The following is a 21,080-nucleotide window of genomic DNA, read 5'->3' on the forward strand; positions in this document are numbered from 1 at the left end:
GAACATGATGGTCATGTACCCCCTTCCCGCTTGGCACTTTGTGGGACGTCTGATGATATCGAATACGTCGAAGGTTTGTCGGGTGGCTTCCGCTTCGACGATCCGATGTTTTCTATGACTCGGCCTGAACCGGTGACAATGTTTTCGCCCAAAGATGCGGCCCGACCATCGCTCGCAGATCGCGAGCTGTAGTGACCCCGGCAGAAACGAGATGCCAATGAAGCTCGACGTAAGGGAAATTGAGAGGAAGCCTGCGATTGACCTGTATCAACTGGTCTGCGAGCTGTTTCCAATCAACCGCAGTCAAACCGGCTCAGGAGTTCGCAAGACCCTGAGCATCATCGCCCGCCATATTGATCTCGAAATCAATGAAGTCCGAACGGGAACTTCTGTTTTCGACTGGCACGTTCCGATGGAATGGAATATTCGCCACGGGTCGATCTCCACGGTGGGCGGAAAATGCTTGGTCGACTTCGCCAGCAACAATCTTCATGTTCTTGGATATAGCAGGCCGGTGCAGGGCGTGTTCACGCGTGCCGAACTCGCGCGGCACATCCACACGCTGCCTGATCAGCCAGATCTTATTCCATACAGGACTGGCTATTACGCCGACGATTGGGGCTTCTGCCTGCCTCATAATCTCTGGCAGACCATGAATGATGACGTCTATCATGTCGAGATTGACAGCGATATCTCGGCTGGTTCACTGACGTTTGGTGAGTGTTTCGTTCCCGGCGAGACGCCGAACGAAGTTTTGCTCAGCACCCATGTCTGTCACCCCAGCCTCGCAAATGACAATCTTTCGGGAATCGCAGTCATGACCGCTCTGGCCATGCGGCAGGCGCGCCAAAAACGACGGCTAGGATATCGATTTCTTTTCCTTCCAGCGACGATCGGCGCCATCACCTGGCTCGCCCGCAACGAGCCGGTATTGGCTAACATCAAGTATGGCCTCGTGCTGACGTGTTTGGGTGATGGCGGGCAATTTCACTATAAGCAGAGCCGCAAGGGGGCGACGATCGATCGGGCCGTGGCACATGTCCTCAGGCATTCCAGCCTCCGCCATGAAATACTGCCGTTCGCCCCCTACGGATATGATGAGCGGCAGTTTTGTTCGCCTGCATTCGATCTGCCGGTAGGCTGCCTTATGCGCGGTGTACATGGTGCTTTCCCCGAATACCATACGTCGGCAGACAATCTGGATTTCGTGAAGCCGGAGGCCCTCGATCAATCTTACTCGGTAATAGAGACGGTCTTGGACTTACTTGATGCGGACTGCACGTATGAGCGCGTCGACGGTCGATGCGAGCCTCAGCTTGGAAGACGCGATCTCTATAGAACGATCGCTGGGCAACGCGAGGCGGGCGGCGCCACGCAGATGGACCTGTTATGGTTGCTCAACCTCGCGGATGGCGACCATAGCCTGTTGGACATGGCGATGCGGGCCGACGTACCCTTTGCTCGGCTTGAGTCCGCCGCGCGGGTCGCACTGGACGCAGGGCTTGTCCACGCACGTTCCGAGTGATCGAAGCGGGTCGAATGATACACCATCACGCCGCGAGTTCATCTTGCCGGTGATCGGCTCGGTGGCGTTGTGGATAGGTGTCCGGGCCGCCGACGTAGCGCCGTCTCGGAGTTTTTCCGCCTGGATGGCGACGAAGACATTCTTTGTCGACTTGGCCGACGGCCTATGCTTTGCCTGTGCAGATTCTACGCAATACCTGATCGAGCATGCTCGAAACCCGATGTCGAAGCCTATCTGGGCCCGGCGGCCCCCTATGCAAGTCCTGTTCGAGCTGTCGCGATTGCGGAACCTGAACCCGGCGTTTTGCGAGGTTTCCTCTTATGATGATGCGCTTGGAAACGCGCGCCGCGTGGCGACACGCAAGCCGCAGCCCGCGATCATTATCGGCACGAGGCCCACAGGAACCACGCGTTCGTGGTAACCGAGCAAAGGGTGACGGCCCGGCGGTCATGCCGCGGGTCGGGATCGATACCATTCCACTGTACGGCGCAGGCCCGCGTACAGCGTTGTCGACGGGTTCCAGCCGATCAATTTGCGGGAAGTGGCAACATCGGCTTTCAGTACCCGCTCGAGCGGTCGATCGGGAACTGCCCCGAACAGCGGTTCGGGCGCACCGGGAATCAATGCTCTTAGCTGCTGTACAATCTCCCGGATCGTGCACACCTCGCCCCATCCAAGATCTATCACACGGCCCTCGGCGCCAGATGCGTGGGCGCACACTATAAGGCCATCGACCACGTCATCGACGTAGATCCAATCAACCGGCCGGACGCCGCTGCTCAGCTTGGCACGCTCGCCGCGCAAAAAGGTGGTGATAACGTAGGGGACCAGCTTCGTGAGGTCCGCCTGCGCCGGGCCGTAAACCATGGCGATCTTCGCGATGACGACCTCGGTCTGATACAGCGCCTCGAACATCCGAGCATACGCCGACGTAGCCCCTTTTGCCGCGGCATAGGGCGAGGAAGGTATGTGATCGGGGTTATCCGGCTCTTCAACGGAGCCCGCGAACACGATCCGGCCGGCGCCGCTTTCAGCGGTGACCAGGAGCAGATTGAATGCGGTGAGGAAGTTGTTTTGCAGGATCGGCAGCACCATTTCGAAACTGCGCGAACCCGTCACCAGACCAGCGAGGTGATAGGTCGTGTCAGGCCGGACAGTCCGGATCAGTTCTCGCGTTGCCTGCAGATCGACCAGATTGACGTTCCACCAACAGATAGCGGTGGCGCGTCGGGCATTGCTGACATCTCCGCCAATCGATTTCCACCAGGCCGGTACGTCGGCCGGTGGCTGGCGCGAGACCGCGTGTAATTCGACGCCCAAGCCCGTGAGCCTCTTGCAAAGCTGGGATCCAATGAAGCCTCGTGCGCCAGTCACCAATACCTTTTCCATAGCCGCATCCTAATGGCAGAAATTGCTATGGCGCATCAGGTCGGACGATGAACACGGCGAATTGCCGTAGACACCCCGGCGGCCGATCGCCACAAGTCAAAGAGCTCGGCACGAAGCTCGGACGGATCCTGGAGATCGGCCTCGATCTGCATCACGGCGTCGCCACGGGCATGCTTATCGTCGACGAGAACCGATCGCTGAACCCCGACATTCTTGCTAAGGCGGATGGCGCTTACGCAGGACTCCATGCCCGCGAATTCTGTCCAAGTCAGACCACTTGAACCGTCAGCGCTGAACACGGACTCAATTGTGCCGAGCCCCGCCTTCGTTTCGCTCAGACGGCAAATCCGACCGTTCTCTCGATCGCACCGGATCCATTCACGGTTCTCGTAGCACTTGTCGTAGGTGACGGTGAGTACCGCGCGGACCGAATCCATCTGCCGACCGGCCTGCAACAGATGCGCCGTTCCCATAACATTTGCGCGATAGGTCTCGGATGGATTGGCATAGGAATAGGGTAGCAATGGTTGTGCCGCGATGTGGGTAACGATATCGGGCGCAGCGCTACGAAGCGTGCCGACCAAATGATTGCAGTTGGTCACGTCGCCCAGAATCGGCCCCATGCCGGCCAGGCGAGCGATTTCAAAAAGGCTGGGCGTCGCGGATGGCGGCGTCAGCGCGTACCCGGTCACCGTGACGTCGAGACGTTGCAGCCAAAGCGCGAGCCTTGAGCCTTTGAAATCCGCGTACCCTATGAGAAAGATGCGCATGCTCGCCTGGAAGCTGCTCATTTTTCCCACACCTTCCACGGAGCGTTGCCCTCAATCCAGAGCGCTTCGAGGAACGTCTTGTCACGCAGAGTATCCATGGGCTGCCAGAAGCCGTGGTGCTGGTAAGCCGAAAGCTGTTGCTGCTCGGCCAAGGTCGTGAGCGGCTCGTGCTCCCAAACAGTGGAGTCATCCACCAGCAGGTCAAATACTTTCGGGGAGAGCACGAAGAAGCCACCATTGATCATTTCCCCATCACCCCAAGGTTTTTCCTTGAAGCTGGCAACACGGTGATCACTACAAATTTTGAAGGCGCCGAAACGGCTAGGCGGATAGGTCGCGGTTAGAGTGGCGAGCGTACCCTGGCGACGGTGGAAGGCGATCGATGCGGATATGTCGATGTCTCCCACACCATCGCCATAGGTCAAGCAGAAGGCGTCCTCATCCGTCAGGTAATTAGCAACTCGCTTGAGCCGACCACCCGTCATGGTCTTCTCGCCGGTATCGACGAGCGTCACCTTCCAAGGTTCGGCATGATGCTGGTGGACTTGCATACGGTTTTTCGTCATGTCGACGGTGACATCCGACACGTGCAGGAAGTAGTTGGCGATGTATTCCTTGATCAGATAACCCTTATAGCCACAGCAGATCACGAAATCGTTGATGCCATAGTGCGAGTAGATTTTGAGGATGTGCCACAGAATCGGCTTGCCGCCGATCTCGATCATGGGCTTGGGCCGAAGGTGGGTTTCCTCGGAGATTCGGGATCCGAGGCCGCCCGCGAGGATCACAGCTTTCACTACTGGCTCCACTTCCGGCCATCCGGCCGTTGTCGCCCGAGTTCACGGCAGGATTGCTCCGCCAGCGCGACGGGGCGTACGGGCTTGAACAGAAACTGCCGAGCATGTGGAGACCTCCCGTCGAGGACGGGGAGATCGAACGTAGCGGCGGCGACGTAGTTCGCCTGCCCAGCTCCAAAGGAAGCCATGACATCGTTGTCCAACTCGTTGATGAGGTCTCGAAACGGAAGAAGGCCAGCATCGGGGGCTGAGGTGTCGTTCATGTATGGCTCCTGCCTGTTTCCTTCATTCCAATTCGCAGGCCCGGGGATAAATGCGCTGCGCAGGCCGACAACGCGTCCAGTCGGTAGCCGCCCTCCTGTACGATGCAGATCGGCTTGCCGATCGCGGCCAATGCCAAGCCGATTTCTCGGTAGACGTCTGGCGGAAGCGTCCAGCCGCCATGCGGATCACCGATTGCTCAAAGCTTGTCTCGCTTGCTGCCATCTTCATTCCCTGCTGCGAACGATCTAATCCAATCTAAGAGAGGACTAAGTGCGCCTAAATGCGGCGGCGTGACAGAATACTGACGTGGATGCTCTGCTTCCGTTGAATCTTCTTTGGCCAAGCTCTGCCTCATTCGGGCGGCTCACGAGTTGATCTGGCTGAGACCTGCCACGATTGAGTCCACGATGTGCTCGCCTACGTCGGCGAATTGGAATCATGAGGTGCTCAGCCCAGAGGGCGGACGATTGACAGGCCAATGCGCGAGGCCTTTGGGCCTGCGGCTGCGATCACACTGAACAGTCCATCATGCTATCTCCAAGAGAAATTATACTGGATCGAGCCTGCGCGCGCGGCATTTCTGCGACCGGCGAATCGGCGCATCAAGTTCGTTTGCGAGAGCGGACCCTTGGTTGATGTTATATGCCGAAGTCTTTGCATGTGATGCTCGCGCCACGTGGTGTTCGATCGGCCCAACGTTCACCAATAATTGCCGTGTCTTTCATTTGGATCAATCACTAGCGTTGGTAGTTGACGGCAGCGACGCATTAATCGCGTCGCTGATGGCCGACATGCGCACTGTGCCGACCTGACGCTGTGAAGAGGACCAGAGGTCATCATGCCATGCGAGCCCGACGGGAGCGGGTGGTTCTCCAGGCATGCCGTGATGCTCTACGACCGACGGGCCTTGCTGGGCGGACCCGAGATGTGGTCTGCGACCCGGCCTGTTCCCCGCAATAACGTGCCGGCGATCTTCTTCCCCGCGGCTGCGCCGCTCCTCGCGCAGCAACAAGATAGCCGCACGCCATCTCCGCATGCGCGGCAGCCTGACGGTGCGGGTCGGCCGTCCCGGGGCTCAAGATCGCCACAAGGCCGCGATGGTCGCAGGCTTTCACAGCACAGGAGATCCACCATGTCCCAGATCGGTTCGTTCACCCGCAGCAACGATGGCACCTACACCGGCATCATCAAGACGCTTGCGATCAAGCCCAAGGCGCGCCTCGTCCCCAGCGAGCCCGCCTCCACCAGCGACAAGGCGCCAGACCTGCGCGTGATCGTCTCCGGGGTCGAGATCGGTGCCGCCTGGCGCCGGACCTCGAAGGACAACCGCACCTACTACTCGGTTAACCTCGACGATCCGTCCCTCACCGCGCCCGTCTACGCCAACCTCTTCGAAGGCGACGATGGCGAGTTTGCGCTGATCTGGTCGCGCTGACCGACACCGCGGACCGCAGGCCGTTATTATGCGGAGCGGCACAGCGACAAAAGACCTGGAAAACCGGGACTAACAGCCAACGACTTCGCATAATCCCACGCTACGCATAATCGGCATTAGCCCCCAAGATGCGGAAGTGCGGCCCTTCAGAGGGTTCTCGACGCGGACCAGCTTGGCCTTGGCATTGAGAGCGAGGTGCGAATCGAGCCGGAAAAGCCATTGCCGTTCAAGGTGAAGGTGCCGATGGTCGCCATTATCGTGTCTTTGTTTTCACTTTCCCGGGCCGCGCCCATCGCGGCCTCGATGGCTGGCGACAGACCGGAGGCGGTCGACTCGCACCCGAGGGGGCCGGCCGCTGTAGAGGGCGTCCAGGGTGCGACTTTCTTGTCCTGCGCGAGGAATTGATACGCGGCGTGGATGCTTACCATCCAAAAAATCAATTTTACCAATGTTGCGGAATGTTGCATTGGCAACAGCACCTGACGCCCACCGATCACGTCACTGCTTCTATCGGCGACGCGGCTCGGCTGAGGAACGGCGTCGCGTTCGCGTCGAGGCGCCTGATGGAAGCCACAGGATGGCAGATCAAACTCGCGAAGGAACATCGCCAAAACCAAGGAATACCCGCGGGCGGCGGCGAGACAACGATCGCCACGGAACTTACCTTGCGTGGCATCCAGTCGCCGGAGTTGACGGACCTCATCTACGACCTGGAACAGTCCAACGGCATGCAGATCGAGATGAACACGGATGATGCCTGGTCGAACCTCAAGCATATCGGCGACACGGTTGAAGCTGTCCACGGCTTCCTCGCTAAGAAGGCCTGAATGGAGAGGAGCGTCGTCATTACCGGAATGGGCGGGCTGTGCGGCCTAGACACCTGCGCCGCCTCCATCTGGAAAGAGATGCGCGAAGGCCGCACCGCCATCGGCCCGATCGTCGATTCCGAGCTTTACGAGCTGAAGGTCAGGATCGGCGCCGACCTCAAAGCGCTATCGGAGCATGACATCGACTGCAAGCAGCTCGTCGATCTCGACGCCACGTCCAATGTGCTGCGCCAGCGCAAGGTGCGCGTGGCGCTGAACAACGCCTCTGCCTTCGGCGGCACGAACGGTTCCGGCGTTCGGCCAAGCTAGTCAGGAGAGTGTCGGTTCACCGTCTGGCGGGTTGACGGCCGCATGGCTTCGCGCGTGGTGCGCGTCTTGCTTATCGAGAGAAAATACACGTAACAGCCAGCCTGCCTTTGGAATCACGCTGCAGGCTGTCGGGTTTCCGACATCGTCGTCTTCAATCGGACACGGCTGGCATGAAAAGCTCGTCTGATGCCGTCGCCTCTCAACGCGCGACGGCTCGGTGTTCGAGTTCGTATGGGAAGGAGCGTCATGACCACCATCGCAACTGCGGCGTCCGCGCGGGCGTCGCGAACTTGGTACAAAATCCTCTACGTTCAGGTGCTGATCGCGATTCTGATTGGCGTCCTCGTCGGTTGGCTATGGCCGTCGCTCGCGACCAACGACTGGGTCAAGGCGCTCGGTGACGGCTTCATTAAGCTAATCAAGATGCTGATCGCGCCGATCATCTTCTGCACCGTAGTCTCGGGCATCGCGCACATCCAGGATGCGAAAAAGGTCGGCCGGGTCGGCCTCAAGGCGCTTGTCTATTTCGAGGTCGTCTCCACCTTTGCCTTGGTGCTCGGCCTGGTGATGGGCAATCTTTTTCAGATCGGCCACGGCCTTGCGGCCAAGCCCGATGCCGCAGCCGTCGCCAACTACGTGAAGCAGGCGGAAGCCTCGAAAAGCGTCGATTTCATCCTCAATATCATTCCCGACACCGTGGTCGGCGCGCTGGCGCGCGGCGATATCCTGCAGGTGCTCTTGTTTGCGATTCTGTTCGGCTTCTCGCTGATGGCGCTGGGTGAGCGCGGCGCAAAGTTGCGTGGCATGATCGACGACGCGGCGCACGCGGTGTTCGGCGTCATCGCCATTGTCATGAAGGTAGCGCCGATCGGCGCGTTCGGGGCCATGGCCTTCACGATCGGTAAGTTCGGACCATCGGCGCTCGGCAATCTGATCGGTCTCGTCGCGCTGTTCTATGCTACGGCCGCGCTGTTCGTGGTGGTCGTGCTCGGTCTGATCTCGCGCTTCGTCGGGTTTTCGATCTTCAAGTTTATCGCCTATATCAAGGATGAGCTCTTGCTCGTGCTCGGCACCTCGTCCTCGGAAAGTGCGCTGCCGCAGTTGATGACGAAGCTCGAGCGGCTGGGCTGCTCCAAGCCGGTGGTCGGCCTCGTGGTGCCTACCGGCTACTCCTTCAACCTCGATGGCACCAACATCTACATGACCTTGGCAACGCTGTTTATCGCTCAGGCGCTCGGGGTCGATCTCAGCTTCGGCCAGCAGCTGACCATTCTCGTTGTGGCGATGCTGACTTCGAAAGGCGCAAGCGGTATCACCGGGGCCGGCTTCATCACGCTCGCGGCGACGCTTTCAGTGGTTAATCCAGTGCTGGTGCCGGGCATGGCAATCGTGTTCTCGATCGACAAATTTATGAGCGAGGTGCGCGCCCTTACTAATATCATCGGCAACGGTATTGCCGCGGTGTTCGTGGCCTGGTGGGAAGGCGAACTCGACCAGGCCACGCTGCATGCGCGGCTTAACCTGAAAATCGATCCCAACGACGGCGAGACTTCGAACACGGCAGGGTAGGCGGCTGCATTTCTAACCGTCATTCCAGGGCAAGTCGAACTCGGGTGTAACCGGATTCGCGGGTCTTAGTGGTGCAAGTCGGTAGCAGCCGATTTGGATTGCGCACCCGGAAACCTCTCGCCGCGATCTCTGGATTGCCGGTTCGCTCGCTTCGTGAGCGCCCCGGAACGACGTCTAAAAGGCTGCCCGTGACTCAAGGGGAAGAAACCCCCGGTTTGCCGGGCGGTTTCTCAGGAGTGCCGAGTATGAACGGCTGCTTGAAAGTGGAAGTCTTCTATCCAACCGCATGAGGGCAAAGGGTTAGCGAAGTGCAACGAGCCATCGCGAAGGGGGTCTGAAGAAGCCGTGGAGCAAAGCCGCGGAGGGACTAATCTAAAGCGTGATGAGGTTAGCTTAAATCGATTCGGGGTTCCCAATCAGGAGAATTCTGATTTACCATGAGGGCTCGGCGTGAAGGCCAGCATGGATGGGAAAGCCTTACTCTGAGGATCTTCGGAAGCGGGTCGTTGTAGGTTCTTACCGGCGGATTGTCCCGGAGCGAGGCGGCTAAACAGTTCGGTGTTGCGGTCAGCACCGCCGTAGGATGGGTACGACGGCATCGGGAGACCGGCAGCGTGGCGCCCGGCAGGATGGGCGTCCACAGGCCCAAGGGATTTCCGGCGAACATCGTGTCGGGGTTTTAGGACGAATCAAGGGGACTTCACCTTGCGCGGCTTGGTCGCCGAGCTCGCTGATCGCGGGCTGAAGGCTGATTACCGTTGAGTGGGAGTTCGTCCACGCCGAGAAGCTCAGCTTCAAAGAGCAAGGTGGTGGCTGGCGAACGCGACCGTCCGGACGTCGCCAGACGGCGAACGCAGTGGATCAAATTCAAGATCGCCTCGAACCTGAGCGCTTGGTCTTCAGCGACGAGATCTGGAACAGATTGATATGGCGGCCTTGCGGGGGTGGGCGCCCGGTAGCGAGAGGAGTCCCAGCAAGATTCCGCACGGCCGCTGGAAGACTTCCTGGCCGCATTGCACCTGCCCGGATGAGGGTGTCAGAAAGAATGTGTAAGCAGGTTTCTGTGAGTTTACCTTACCGAGGAGACTCACATGACGACCGAGACGACGATTACACCTGAACTACTGGATCAACTGCTTGCTAACTATGAGAAGCCGGAAGACCTCACGGGTGCGGACGGGCTTTTCAAGCAACTGAAGAAGGCGCTGATTGAGCGGGCGCTTGGTGCGGAGCTGAGCAATCATCTTGGCTACGAGAAGGGGGATCCGGCCGGCCGCGGCAGCGGCAATAGCCGTAACGGGACCAGCGCGAAGACGATCCTGACCGAGGACGGCGAGATCGACATAGCTGTGCCACGCGACCGGGCCGGCAGCTTCGAGCCGCTATTGATCGCCAAGGGTCAGACCCGTTTCGACGGCTTCGACGACAAAATCCTGAGCCTCTACGCGCGCGGCATGACGGTGCGCGAGATCCAGGGGCATTTATCTGAACTTTATGGGGCCGAGGTCTCGCCGGATTTGATCAGTCGGGTGACCGACGCGGTTCTCGACGAAGTCCGGGAATGGCAAACCCGTCCGCTCGACCCGGTCTATCCGGTGGTGTTTTTCGACGCGCTGCGGGTCAAGATTCGCGATGAAGGCATGGTCAAGAACAAGGCCGTCTATGTCGCGCTGGCGCTCAATCCGGACGGCGAGAAGGAGGTTCTGGGCCTGTGGATTGAGCAGACCGAAGGCGCCAAATTCTGGCTCAAGGTCGTCAACGACCTGAAGACGCGTGGCGTCAACGATATCCTGATCGCGGTGGTCGATGGGCTCAAGGGCTTTCCCGAGGCGATCGCCTCGGTCTATCCGCAGACCGTGGTGCAGACTTGCATCGTTGCACCTGATCCGCAACAGCCTGGCGTTTGTCGCCTGGAAGGATCGCAAGGCGATCCTGCCGGCCATCAAGGCAATCTACCGGGCCGAGAATGCCGACATGGCGCTGGTCCGGCTCGAGGAGTTCGAGGACGAATGGGGCAAGCGCTATCCGGCGATCGGCCAGGCCTGGCGCCGCGCCTGGGAACAGGTCGTGCCGTTCTTCGCGTTCGCTCCTGGCGTCCGCAAGATGATCTACACCACCAACGCGGTCGAGGCGCTGCACCGCAGCTTGCGCAAGATCATCAAGACCCGCGGCAGCTTTCCCAACGATGACGCGGCGTTGAAGCTGCTTTATCTCGCCATCAAGAACGCCGGATTGAGGTGGCGGCGAGGCGTCGAGTGGACTGCCGCCATGGGCCAGTTCGCCATTCAATTCGGCTCGCGCTTTCCGGGATCAACGCGATGACCAAAATGTCGATCAGCCGTCTTATCCGGCGGCCCGAGTTTGGCCGATCAGCAAGCTCTGTAAAGGCGGGCCTGCGGCCCCCGCCTGCGGCGGCTGCGGCCTTGACAGAGCTTGCTGCCCGGCCACTGTTAGCCACCATGGTATCGATGACAATGTCCGGCTGATGCAAGAAACGACTGCAATTCACCCTTCACAGAGGCCTCTTACACAAAATATCTGACATTCCCGCCCGGATCGAGGCTCCATGGTTTCTCGAGGGGCCGAACGATCGCGAGAGTTTCCGCCTCTTGTCGAGAAAGTCCTCCTTCCGACGCTTCGTCCCGGCGACACCTAATCAACAATCGCGGCAACCACAGAGGCAAAATCGTGCTCAGCTTACCCGCCTCGTCAAATTTCACATAAGTCCCACTCTCGTGAACCCAGAGCCGATCCTTAAGCACGAGCGACTGTGTTTATAGCTCCGTCTCCGTGGTGGAGACTTTCGCAGATATGGCGGGCTCGACCTAGGACGCCACGACACTCAAGTGATCCGCAAGCCTTGCGAACAGCTCTCGCTTTTCCTGGTCAGTGCCAGGTCGCTGATCAATTTGCATTCGGCTGCATCAATGCGGAGCTTTTTCAAGTGCTTCTGCAGGTCTTTCATCGGTATGCAGTGGAGCGGCCTATTCAGACCAATTAATCGGGATGTACTTCAGCTCCCGCCGGTCCATTTCCGAACGAAGCAATTCAGCATAGGTGCGCAGATTGTTACCACCAAAGCGGCAACGTCCGGCGTTCGCGCAACCGGCCAACACTTGCCGGCGCACACCTCCCAAAGAGACAATAAGCTCTCATCCTTCGAGCTTGAAAAGTCATCCGCCCCAATTCTTGCGCGCAGATGCTACAGGCGTCTCAAGGGCCGGAGCGTTCGTTTTGGGCATTCCCGCGCAGAAACCAAGTATCCGTTGCACATTAGCCACACGCGTTTTTCGGTCATCCGCACTAGACCTATCACGCCGGTTCGAACAGAACAGCTGGGTTTTACAGCTTCTGCCTTTGATCGTTCCACATGTTGCCAGCTAGCCGCTGTGGCCCAGACTCATCAGTTGGCTGCGATCCCATTTCGTGCTCAAGGAATAATTTGACTGTGTAAGCGGTCGCGCAGTTCAAAGGAAGTGAGCTATGGAGGTGGCATATGTATTCGGCTCTTGTCGGGACACTCATTTTTCTGAGCATCGGCATACTATTGGCCCATGCGATGGATGCTTTTCGCTCGGGTTCGTGAGAGCAATGCTCGATACGGACGATCCGCTCATGCAAACAGTGCTGCGCCTGCCTCAGTTTTGACGACGGATCGCGCCCGGTGAAGCGATCGAGTGCTTCTCTCAGAGCGCCGTCATGCGTGCGGAGGTCCCCTCCCGTAAGCCTAGGCATGTCGGCGGCGTCGCCCTTAGCCGCTCCGGAGATCCGGCGGCGACTTCGGCGATCCGAAGGTGATCCGGAACTTCGGCGAACTGACCAGGATCTGATCGCGCGCGGGGATCGTATTCCTTCTCGCAAGTTTGCGCGAGGCTGAGAGCAGACCTAATCAGGAAGTCGCCTATATAGGTGCCGTCTAGCTTCTAGTTGAACCGCCTCAGCCAATCCTTTCAAGATCGAGTAAGCACCTTTCAAGGTTGTCATACGCTTCGGCTGAGAACCTTCTTGTTCGTCTTGCCGCTTGAAATGCGGCTTGACTGGTTTTGCACTCACCGCGCTCAAGTGCCTGCAGACCCTCGTGAGATCGCTCGACGCATCCTCTGGGATAAAGTTATGTTTTCGAGCGGCATCATTTCGGAAAAGAACACCTTTGACGCTGTCTCCTCGGACCCGGCAGCCCCTCGAAGTTGAGCTCCACGAGTGGGCCCATGCCTTCGCTTCCGTCCTTGCAACACCCTTCCCATGTTCGTGATCAGCGAGCTGAACATCCTGTACTCGTCTCGACCGAAGACCCATCTAGGCTACCTTCGCGCCGCTTCGGACCTGGCCTTGATTGCCTAGTTGACAAGCGCGTCGTTCTTCCATGTGTGCAAATGGACGCCGTGCAGCGAACCGGGCTGGTGATCGGTGGCAGAGCTCAAGGAGACCAGGCAGGCGCATATCACCGTTTGGTGGAATGGCGGTTCTCTCGGCGGCGCAGCCTTTCGCGAGAGGCTCTATCCGACGCTGGACATACTGGTAACCAACGCCGACGACGGCGTTGGCCGCAGAAGACTGTTTGATGATTGAGAAGATGCCGACAAAGATGTAAGCGGTCATCACGGCTGCAAGTAACAGATTCCCGATCGTCGTGACGGGCGCGGCTCAGACGCGACGATAAAGGCGAATATGTGAGATGCCGCACAAATCTGTGGTGCTGCGGGGTGCGAATTGCGGCGCTGGCTTGCGCGGCTCGCGAGATCGGGTGCTCTTGATATAGTCCGAACAATTCGAAATGATCGATCAGAAACGTGCTTGTGAACACGAATATCCAGCCGACGAATGAGACTGTCGCAGCCGTCACCGCGCCATAGCTTCCTCGGCCTGCCGAATGCCACTACCAGATTAGCAGCATGAGGCTCGCAGCGATAAGTACTTCGCTCAATGCGCTTCGGCACTTATTGTGTCCAGGAGTCTTTGAAGTGCTTGCGCGTCCTGACGCTGTGTTGGATGGCAAACGGAGCCATCCGCCCCCTCTACGGCAAGCGATTCGATGCATGTCTGCTGGCCCGTGTCGATCGTCTTCGGCACGACTTGGCCGCTTACGAAACAGACAACAGATAGAATTGTGATGAAGAAAGCGATGTCCGCGGCCGATCCATAGAGAAAACTGACGATCCTTGAAAATCGAATTCCGGACGACTCCTGGATAATGCGGTGGGTTGGGGTCATGATCGACTCCGCTAAGCCAACACTGCCCCACACAGTGGGCGCTAAAGAATACTGAACTCACGGCTCAAAGCCCTGACGAGGCACTTGGTTTGTCAATAACACGATAATAGGTGTTTTTGAGGACAGAATCGTCCGGAATCTGCTCAACAGGGCCTCTCGATCCTGGTAGCTGGACGGTATGCGCGATTTCCATGCCAGGTCGCGGTTCATGAAGTCGCCGTAGACGCCCCAACCGGCGACGGCGATGCCGTTGCGCCCCTTGCATTCGGTCAGGATGTCTCGAATATGCCGGTCATTGTCGGGACCGATCGGGTCTGGCATCGCCATCCAGTCTTGCGGTTCGGTCGCCCGACCTGCGCCGAGATTCCACACGATCAGAGATCCGCAATTCATCGTTTTCGCGCGATAGACGCCGCGAACAATCGTCGGGTCGTCAATTTTGTGATCGGCTTTCGAAGGGTTGAGCATGCCGAGCACAAGCGGCGGCAAGTTCGCATCCCAATCCCTGCGCAGATCGTAGCGATACAAACCGCATGACGAGATGATCGCGCTTTTCATTGCTTCCATCATATCACCGCGGCGAGTAGGACATGCTGATCTAGTGTCGGCCGTTCAGATCGGTAGCCGATATCGATGAGGATGCTTTCGGCCTCTCGAATGTACCAATCGTAATCGACGTCATTCGGAAACGCGTCGGGGAGTTCCATGAGCAGCTTTGCACCGTCGCTGCGCGCCACTTTGTTGCCATTCAGTTTGTAGTGATCGAGCCGCTGGCGTCCGTCGAGTAGTACCAGCGGATCGCCTTGCCGAGATACTTGCCGTCTTTCACGGCGTCGCCTTTGACAGTGCGAATGGTGACAAATCGCCGAATGTCTCGACAGGCGTGAATGGTTTTGAAGATCGGTACCCCCTTGGTTACATACTCGACCACGGCGTCAGAGCAGACCTCGTTGAGCGGCGACGGCCACGAGCTCGCGACGATCTTGGGTTCAGCGTATGCGCCCTTCTTCTTGACAGAGCCGTCGGGCTTGACGGCGATGTAGTTGTTCACGTCGCGGGAATGGAGCGCGCTGTATTCTGTTTCCTCAGTCTCAAAGCCGGTCAGCCGCTCCCACTTCGCGATCACCGCCGCCAGGGCGTCTTCTTCGTCCGTAGGGCAGATGATCACGATGCCGTCGGTGTTGGCGCTGACCACGCGGAAGCCGGCTCGCTCGACCATCTCGATCAGCATGAGCAACGACAATTGGCCGCCGATCGTCACTTGGATCATCAAGTCTGGCGCAAACAGAACCGACCACTTGGAGCCGAGCTTGCCGAACGCGCCGTTGTTGACGATCTTCAAACTTCCCGAGACGTCGTCGTTGGTCTTCAATTACTGCTTCAGCAGTGTGGCTTCGTCGTTCGCCCGCTTGATCTGCTTCTTGAGTTCGTCGACGCGATCCTTCGCCTTGTTGCCCGCTCAACATACGATCGGAAGACCCGTAAAAAGATCGGCCCGAGATGCTGCGGATACAGGCCGAGGTTGAGGATGATTTGCGGGTAATAGCCGCGTACGTCGCGGTCGACGATCCTGGTGTACGCGTCGGCTCGTGCGCGATCGTCTTCTCCGATGAGTGCAAACCGCCGATGCCCACGCGGTAGATCGAACTGCCAATCTTAATTTTGGCCTTCTTCAGGACGTCCGGCATAATGACCTTGCCGCTCGTCGAGATCGCGAGTCGGCGGCGCGAACGTTGTCGAGAACTGCGTTGAGCTCGGTCGATCGATAGTGAGCGAAGTCGGGAACCCTGTACTTGTAGTGCTTGCCTGGCGTGATCTTTGGCTTCTTCGGTTCTTCACCGGTTAGCCGCTTCAACTCTTTCTTGATCACGGCCTCGGCAATTTGCGCATCCGATTTGGAGCGTAGATCCACTCCGTACTGCTTGGTCATCTGCTCGCGAAGCGTCAGTTGCTCCTTGAGCGTCTGCATCAGCAGGCCGGTGGCGGCAAGGTCATTGACGCAGTAAGCCGATACGACGTCCATCTCGTCGTGCGTCAGCACGGCATCTTCGTCCACGGGAAGATCTTGCATGCGCCTGCCGTGCATTTTGCCGTTGTAAATCTTGAGGCTGTTCTGCCCTGGCGCGATCTCGATCAGGTCGACGTGATCGCACTCGATCAATTGAAAATCGTAGGCGCGCGAGATTTTCCAGGGCTTGGCGTCATCCTGAATGATCTCATTGGCGATTTGCTTCAGCGCTTTGTTGCTGAAGCCGGCGAGGGCTGCCGACACTATCGGAATATCGAACGGGATGGAGTTGAAGCCGACGGTGCAATATTCGTCGAGCACCTGGCGCAGCTTCTTGCGATCGAGGACGCACCGGTCGGACTTCTCCAACCGAAGCACTTTACCGGTCTTGACCGATTTGAACGCCGCCAGGAAGTAGTTAATGTACACTTCCGTGTCGAACAGCGCGGCATCTGCAAGCGACGTCTTCATGGAAGCAAACCCAACTGTCGGTTGGTTTTTGCGAATTCGCCGAAATGCTTGATCGCGGCGACGTCATAGGCGTTTGCCCTTCAATCTTGTCGACGAAGTATCCGAGCTTGACGGCGGCCTTATTGATCTGAATTTGAACGAGATATTTCTGTAGCTTCGGAACCCGCGAAACACCTTTAAATCCGCTCGTGTTGTTCTTATGGAGACGACGATTGCGCTGGTTGTCGGAAGGTGTGCAGTCGCGCAACTCGACAATGGCGTTGTGGGAGCGCTCTCCATGGCGATGATCGAGGTCATCGGTCGGCCAGTGGCCATGCGAAAGCGCCCAAATCACGCGGTGAACGGTCGAATAGTATTTGACTCCGTCGATCGCGAAGGCGATCTGCAAATGACCGAGACCGTTATCGTTTCCGGCCTGCTTACCTGCGAATCGCTTGTTCCAAGCTACAATTCGATAATGGTCGACAGCGCGCCTGCGCCAGAACAGCAGGCCGCGCTTCGCATCACAGCGGAATAGCCGCCGCAATACTTCGACCGATACTGCTCGCTCGGTTTGTTGTCGGGACCGTTTCATTGGCCGATGTGGTCAGAGAGAAAGAGGGGTGCCGGTTTCCCGACACCCCGAAGGATCGACTAGCCGAGAAGGTCTTCAACGATAGCTGGTCGACAGAACGCGTCGCTTCACTCGCCACCCTCACGAAGACACACCGGGATGGCTATAATCTCGGCGTTCGCCTTGGCGAGCCGTCGCTTTTCAACGATTTATACCTTCACTGCATCGATCTCGACATCCGCGACCCCGACAAAGCCGATGAGGCCTGGGGCGCGTTGCTCGAATTGATTCCGGAAGCGCGTTCGCTGCCATCGGTCATCTCGGGCTCGATGGGCGAGAGCCGCCATCTGTATTTCCTGACCGATCGACCATTCCCGTCGAAAAAGCTGCGCCACTCCACAGAAAAAATTATCGGAAAAGACAAGAAGGCGCATTGGGCCTGGGAAATCGAGCGCTTCGGCACCGGCAAGCAGGTCGTCGTGCCGCCCTCGATCCATCCCGACACCGGCAAGCGCTACAAATGGGAGCGGGAATGGCCCGTGGATCTCGTCGAGCTCGGCGTCGGTCCGGTCATTCCCGCGTCACGGGTCGCCGGCTGGGAGCCACCGAGTAGGGACGAAACCGACGTCCGCACCAACGCGCTCGGCCTCTCGGTCGCCGAGGCAAAGGATATTCTGGCAGACCTGCCGACCGACACCTGGCGCGAGGACCGCGACGGCTGGTTGCAGGTCGGCATGGCGCTGCACCACGAGTTCAACGGCAGCAAAGAGGGCTTCAAGGCCTGGGTTGAATTCTCGGCCGCCTCCGACAAATACGATCCGGAAGATCAACGGCGAGTTTGGCGCTCATTCCGGCAATCGAACAAGCCCGTTCGCATGGCAACGCTGTTGTCGGCCGCGAAGGAAGTTCGGTTGATGAGCGCCTTCGACGATCTCGGCGATGAAGATGAAATTGACGGGGACGATGCCCGGGTTAAGCCCGGCCATATGGATGATGACGTCGACGATCTGCTAGGCGAGGGCGATGACACGGCCACCGAGCAGCCAGAGCGCGTTCGCAAGCTGAAACAGGCCGAAGTGCATCACGAGCTCGGTCATGTGCCGAAGCGGATCGCGAAGCTGAATAAGAACCACGCCGTCGCCTTCGTCAAAGGCAAAACGGTGATCCTCACCTTCGAAAAAGACGGCACGACCTCCTATGGATCGGTGCATGACGTCTACAACTATTACGAAAACGATCGCGTCGCGACGGAGAAGTCCACCGAGCCGGTAACCAAGGCGTGGATGCGCCACAAGGCTCGGCGCAGCTATCCGAACGGCATCGTCTTCGCGCCACAGGGCGGGCCCGACGGCGCCTACAATCATTGGCAAGGCTTCGCCGTCGAACCCGATCCATCGTCATCCTGCGCGCGCTTCCTCGACCACTTGCGCGATAACATCTGTGCCGGCGACGACAACGCCTATCAATGGGTGATCCGCTGGTTCGCCCACATGGTTCAGCGCCCCTGGGAAAAGCCCGGTACCGCGCTGGTGCTGAAGGGTCGCAAGGGCGCGGGCAAAGACACGATCGGCGACTACGTCGGCGGTCTTTTCCCCCATCATCACAATTTCGAACCCCGAACATCTGGTCGGCCGCTTCAACGCGCATCAGGAAAAGACCCTGCTGCTGCATGTCGAAGAAGGCTTCTGGGCCGGCGACAAAAAGGCCGAAGGGCAACTGAAGCACCTGATCACGTCCGAACAGGTGATGATCGAGAGCAAAGGCATCAACGCATTTCAAGTCGCGTCGGTGCTCCGCATCATAATCAGTTCGAACGAAGACTGGATCGTGCCGTCGACATTCGACGAGCGGCGCTTCTGCGTGCTCAACGTCGCCGATACCAGGGCGCGCGACACCGTCTACTTCGCCAAGCTGCGCGAGGAAGTGCACCACGGCGGTCGCGCCGCGCTGCTGCACCACCTGCTCGACGTCGATTTGACCGGCTTCGACGTGCGCAACCCGCCGATGACCACCGGCGTGCGCGATCAGAAAATCGCCTCGCTCCGCGGCATCGAGCAATGGCTTTTCGAGATCCTGTCCTCCGGCCGCGCGCCCGGGGATTCGATGTTCGAGGACGTCGAGCTCTCCTGGGAAGACGCCTCGATCAAGGTCGCGGTCGACGATTTCCGTCTCAATTACGAGGACTGGTTAAGGCGACGCCGGTTTGCCGGCGATCCGCTCAACGCTTCACGGTTCGGCGTGCGTGTGCACCAAATCTTTCCAGCGATCACCCGCATTCACCCCAAGGTCGGCGATAAGCGGCAGTGGTATTATGTTATTCCCCGCCTGGCTGAATGCCGCGCCGAATTCGAAAAATTGATTGGCAGCACGATCAAAATTGGGCCGGCGATTTCCCCCAAGACGACGATCTGCTCGGCTAAACGCCATAATTTTCCATGCGCGCGCCATCGAGAACGTCCTCCAACAGGTCCTTTACCTCGTCCAAGGGGAAATCGATCAAGCCTAGTCGGTGCATCCTCGTCAGGCGGGCATATGCGTGCCTCTCCGCGTCGGTGTCCTCTTTCGACACGTAAGCATCCCGATCGCCGTCATATTCGATCGCTTCAACCTCGCACGCTAAATTTTCGAGCCGCGATCTCAGGTTGTTCCATGCGTCCAATTCCCGTTTGGCCTGACTCATACTTGTCACTCCAATTCAACGTTCGAACGAAATATGTGCTCAGCATTGTTACTACAATCACGCTGCTGAAATTATAAATCAGCTGCGGCGCCCGAATTCCCAGCTTTCGGCGTCGATTTCGAAGCGTGGACGGGAAGCCTCCTGTACCGGTACAGGATGAATCCGGCTTCCTGCACGCGGCTAACGCTTTGATCGACCTATTGAAGAAAGGTTGGTACAGGAAGAACGGGCAAGACCAACCAAAATTCTCCAACGTGGGACAGAGACCATGAGGTGGTCGGACTGCCGACCTCCAGTTCGCGCGCATACACGAGAAATGTACCTATACTTCCTGTACTTACTGTACCGGGTATAAAAAACAATAATAAATCAGAGGTTTACAGCCGGTACGGGAAAATTGCGACTTCACATTCTTACCGTACGCTCCTGTACCAGGACAACATGAGACATTGTTGTCGAATTCTCACTTCTAGGTTTTTCGGGACATTCTGAGACAGCCCCGATTTCGTTACGTTTTCTCCGATGTTCTATAGGAAGATTTTCAAAACTCGCGATTGCCCCGGCTCTGCGCCCCCCGCGGAATGAGACGCCCTCAAGAGGGACCCGTAGCCAACCTGATACCCGATGACACAAGCCAAGACATGTTTGGCGCCCTATGCCCCTGAAGCCCTGATACCCAATGATACATAGGAATATAATCTGTCTCACATTGTCCTGTGCCAATGGGGCAGGGCTACCCTTGTGCACTGCGCCATGGGATAGCAGGGGCAGGGTAGCAGGGCAGCCGTAGGCAGGGCAGGCAGGGCCTCGCTGATCACAGGCGCCCTTGTCCGCTTCCATCCTAGATTAGCGCATAGGCGAGGCCGGCTAGTCGAACGGTCGCGCTACGCTCCGACCATGCGGTCCGTTCTTGTGAGCGTGCTATCCAGCGCTTCGACCGAATTGCGCAACCAAGACGAAATCAAGGCGCTCTACCTCGGCGCACGCCGCGAAGTGCAGTCGGCGAGAAGCCGCTGACGCATGCCGTTGCCTGACTTTGATTGACAGAGAGGAAACTGGCCTGGCTGCGGACAATCCAGCGCAAGATCAATCAAGACGTTTATTCTCGAACAATAGGCGGAGCAATCGACATGTTCTCGACGATCTGCACTATGAACCCGACGATCGGCGGTATGGCGATCCGCAGGGCTTGCGCTAGGACGACAGTGTTCATGGGGCCAGCGGGGTGGGGCCAGCCGGGCCTCCTGGTCAGAAACTTGTGAGATGAACGCC

General features: G+C 58.3%; 17 protein-coding genes and 4 pseudogenes. 10 read left to right on the plus strand and 11 right to left on the minus strand.

Translation table 11 applies throughout. From position 1 onward, the window contains the following. Positions 1–211 precede the first annotated feature (211 nt). Together KJQ96_RS30505 and KJQ96_RS30510 are read left to right on the plus strand one after the other, a co-directional pair. Positions 212–1,525, plus strand: coding sequence for a DUF4910 domain-containing protein (locus KJQ96_RS30505; RefSeq protein ID WP_108522692.1), 1,314 nt, complete (start codon positions 212–214; stop codon positions 1,523–1,525). A gap of 43 nt (positions 1,526–1,568) precedes the next feature. Continuing rightward, positions 1,569–1,946, plus strand: coding sequence for a hypothetical protein (locus KJQ96_RS30510; protein ID WP_213290053.1), 378 nt, complete (start codon positions 1,569–1,571; stop codon positions 1,944–1,946). Between the two features lie 26 nt (positions 1,947–1,972). Here the strand turns inward: KJQ96_RS30510 and KJQ96_RS30515 are convergent, their stop codons facing one another. The 4 genes from KJQ96_RS30515 to KJQ96_RS30530 are packed head-to-tail and all read right to left on the minus strand — an operon-like array spanning position 1,973 to position 4,744. Continuing rightward, the gene (locus tag KJQ96_RS30515) at positions 1,973–2,914 is read right to left on the minus strand and encodes an NAD(P)-dependent oxidoreductase (protein ID WP_108522694.1); all 942 of its coding nucleotides are present in this window, start codon (positions 2,912–2,914) and stop codon (positions 1,973–1,975) included. A 35-nt stretch (positions 2,915–2,949) separates the two neighbouring features. Beyond that, positions 2,950–3,705 carry a GDP-mannose 4,6-dehydratase gene (locus tag KJQ96_RS30520; protein ID WP_213290054.1) on the minus strand — a complete coding sequence of 252 codons (756 nt, stop codon included), beginning with the start codon at positions 3,703–3,705 and terminating at the stop codon, positions 2,950–2,952. Beyond that, on the minus strand, positions 3,702–4,481 hold the full coding sequence (gene rfbF, locus KJQ96_RS30525; protein WP_213256854.1) for a glucose-1-phosphate cytidylyltransferase: 780 nt from the start codon (positions 4,479–4,481) through the stop codon (positions 3,702–3,704). Before rfbF ends, KJQ96_RS30520 begins: the two co-directional genes overlap by 4 nt. Next, positions 4,481–4,744 (minus strand): hypothetical protein, encoded by a 264-nt coding sequence (locus KJQ96_RS30530; RefSeq protein ID WP_108522697.1) that lies wholly within the window; start codon positions 4,742–4,744, stop codon positions 4,481–4,483. The genes rfbF and KJQ96_RS30530 overlap by 1 nt, the downstream gene beginning before the upstream one ends. Positions 4,745–5,877: 1,133 nt before the next feature. Between KJQ96_RS30530 and KJQ96_RS30535 the strand changes: the two genes are divergently transcribed. Next, complete coding sequence (locus KJQ96_RS30535) at positions 5,878–6,180, plus strand: DUF736 domain-containing protein (RefSeq protein WP_213290055.1); 303 nt, start codon at positions 5,878–5,880, stop codon at positions 6,178–6,180. A 146-nt stretch (positions 6,181–6,326) separates the two neighbouring features. Here KJQ96_RS30535 and KJQ96_RS30540 read toward each other — a convergent pair whose 3' ends face one another. Beyond that, entirely contained in the window at positions 6,327–6,677 is a 351-nt protein-coding gene (locus KJQ96_RS30540; RefSeq protein ID WP_213290059.1) for a hypothetical protein, read from the minus strand. A gap of 66 nt (positions 6,678–6,743) precedes the next feature. Between KJQ96_RS30540 and KJQ96_RS30545 the strand changes: the two genes are divergently transcribed. The 5 genes and pseudogenes from KJQ96_RS30545 (at position 6,744) to KJQ96_RS30565 (ending at position 13,454) form a co-directional block, all read left to right on the plus strand. After that, entirely contained in the window at positions 6,744–7,007 is a 264-nt protein-coding gene (locus KJQ96_RS30545) for a hypothetical protein (protein ID WP_249734705.1), read from the plus strand. After that, a pseudogene (locus KJQ96_RS30550) lies at positions 7,008–7,212 on the plus strand (beta-ketoacyl synthase N-terminal-like domain-containing protein); the annotation flags it as partial. Between the two features lie 350 nt (positions 7,213–7,562). Beyond that, a complete protein-coding gene (gene dctA / locus KJQ96_RS30555) occupies positions 7,563–8,885 on the plus strand; it encodes a C4-dicarboxylate transporter DctA (protein WP_213290061.1) in 1,323 nt (440 codons plus the stop codon). A 1,091-nt stretch (positions 8,886–9,976) separates the two neighbouring features. Continuing rightward, positions 9,977–11,207 (plus strand): annotated as a pseudogene (locus KJQ96_RS30560) (IS256 family transposase). 2,085 nt (positions 11,208–13,292) lie between these two features. Continuing rightward, a complete protein-coding gene (locus tag KJQ96_RS30565; protein ID WP_213290062.1) occupies positions 13,293–13,454 on the plus strand; it encodes a hypothetical protein in 162 nt (53 codons plus the stop codon). A 351-nt stretch (positions 13,455–13,805) separates the two neighbouring features. Here KJQ96_RS30565 and KJQ96_RS30570 read toward each other — a convergent pair whose 3' ends face one another. The 5 genes from KJQ96_RS30570 to KJQ96_RS30590 form a co-directional block, all read right to left on the minus strand. After that, entirely contained in the window at positions 13,806–14,096 is a 291-nt protein-coding gene (locus KJQ96_RS30570) for a hypothetical protein (protein WP_057850452.1), read from the minus strand. A gap of 57 nt (positions 14,097–14,153) precedes the next feature. After that, positions 14,154–14,654 carry a DUF1643 domain-containing protein gene (locus KJQ96_RS30575; RefSeq protein WP_213290063.1) on the minus strand — a complete coding sequence of 167 codons (501 nt, stop codon included), beginning with the start codon at positions 14,652–14,654 and terminating at the stop codon, positions 14,154–14,156. 190 nt (positions 14,655–14,844) lie between these two features. Beyond that, positions 14,845–15,438: a hypothetical protein gene (locus KJQ96_RS30580; RefSeq protein ID WP_213290064.1), complete on the minus strand. Its 594-nt coding sequence runs from the start codon at positions 15,436–15,438 to the stop codon at positions 14,845–14,847. A 330-nt stretch (positions 15,439–15,768) separates the two neighbouring features. Beyond that, positions 15,769–16,575, minus strand: coding sequence for a hypothetical protein (locus KJQ96_RS30585; RefSeq protein WP_213290065.1), 807 nt, complete (start codon positions 16,573–16,575; stop codon positions 15,769–15,771). Further along, entirely contained in the window at positions 16,523–17,149 is a 627-nt protein-coding gene (locus KJQ96_RS30590) for an HNH endonuclease (protein WP_213290066.1), read from the minus strand. The genes KJQ96_RS30585 and KJQ96_RS30590 overlap by 53 nt, the downstream gene beginning before the upstream one ends. Before the next feature lie 8 nt (positions 17,150–17,157). On the opposite strand from KJQ96_RS30590, the pseudogene KJQ96_RS42205 reads away from it, so the two are divergent. After that, positions 17,158–18,015: pseudogene (locus KJQ96_RS42205) on the plus strand (PriCT-2 domain-containing protein); the annotation flags it as partial. Between the two features lie 772 nt (positions 18,016–18,787). Next, positions 18,788–18,922 (plus strand): annotated as a pseudogene (locus tag KJQ96_RS42210) (primase-helicase family protein); the annotation flags it as partial. A 622-nt stretch (positions 18,923–19,544) separates the two neighbouring features. Here the strand turns inward: KJQ96_RS42210 and KJQ96_RS30600 are convergent. Continuing rightward, positions 19,545–19,808: a hypothetical protein gene (locus KJQ96_RS30600; RefSeq protein WP_213290068.1), complete on the minus strand. Its 264-nt coding sequence runs from the start codon at positions 19,806–19,808 to the stop codon at positions 19,545–19,547. Between the last annotated feature and the right edge of the window lie 1,272 nt (positions 19,809–21,080).

Source organism: Bradyrhizobium sp. sGM-13, from assembly GCF_018398875.1.
GTDB lineage: Bacteria > Pseudomonadota > Alphaproteobacteria > Rhizobiales > Xanthobacteraceae > Bradyrhizobium.

What these genes read in the sequence shown, in the direction of transcription:
- KJQ96_RS30505 (WP_108522692.1), top strand. Translation starts at nt 212, where the DNA reads ATGCCAATGAAGCTCGACGTAAGGGAAATTGAGAGGAAGCCTGCGATT.
- KJQ96_RS30515 (WP_108522694.1), bottom strand. Translation starts at nt 2,914, where the DNA reads ATGGAAAAGGTATTGGTGACTGGCGCACGAGGCTTCATTGGATCCCAG.
- KJQ96_RS30520 (WP_213290054.1), bottom strand. Translation starts at nt 3,705, where the DNA reads ATGAGCAGCTTCCAGGCGAGCATGCGCATCTTTCTCATAGGGTACGCG.
- KJQ96_RS30530 (WP_108522697.1), bottom strand. Translation starts at nt 4,744, where the DNA reads ATGAACGACACCTCAGCCCCCGATGCTGGCCTTCTTCCGTTTCGAGAC.
- KJQ96_RS30535 (WP_213290055.1), top strand. Translation starts at nt 5,878, where the DNA reads ATGTCCCAGATCGGTTCGTTCACCCGCAGCAACGATGGCACCTACACC.
- KJQ96_RS30545 (WP_249734705.1), top strand. Translation starts at nt 6,744, where the DNA reads ATGGAAGCCACAGGATGGCAGATCAAACTCGCGAAGGAACATCGCCAA.
- dctA (WP_213290061.1), top strand. Translation starts at nt 7,563, where the DNA reads ATGACCACCATCGCAACTGCGGCGTCCGCGCGGGCGTCGCGAACTTGG.
- KJQ96_RS30570 (WP_057850452.1), bottom strand. Translation starts at nt 14,096, where the DNA reads ATGACCCCAACCCACCGCATTATCCAGGAGTCGTCCGGAATTCGATTT.
- KJQ96_RS30575 (WP_213290063.1), bottom strand. Translation starts at nt 14,654, where the DNA reads ATGAAAAGCGCGATCATCTCGTCATGCGGTTTGTATCGCTACGATCTG.
- KJQ96_RS30585 (WP_213290065.1), bottom strand. Translation starts at nt 16,575, where the DNA reads ATGAAGACGTCGCTTGCAGATGCCGCGCTGTTCGACACGGAAGTGTAC.
- KJQ96_RS30590 (WP_213290066.1), bottom strand. Translation starts at nt 17,149, where the DNA reads ATGAAACGGTCCCGACAACAAACCGAGCGAGCAGTATCGGTCGAAGTA.
- KJQ96_RS30600 (WP_213290068.1), bottom strand. Translation starts at nt 19,808, where the DNA reads ATGAGTCAGGCCAAACGGGAATTGGACGCATGGAACAACCTGAGATCG.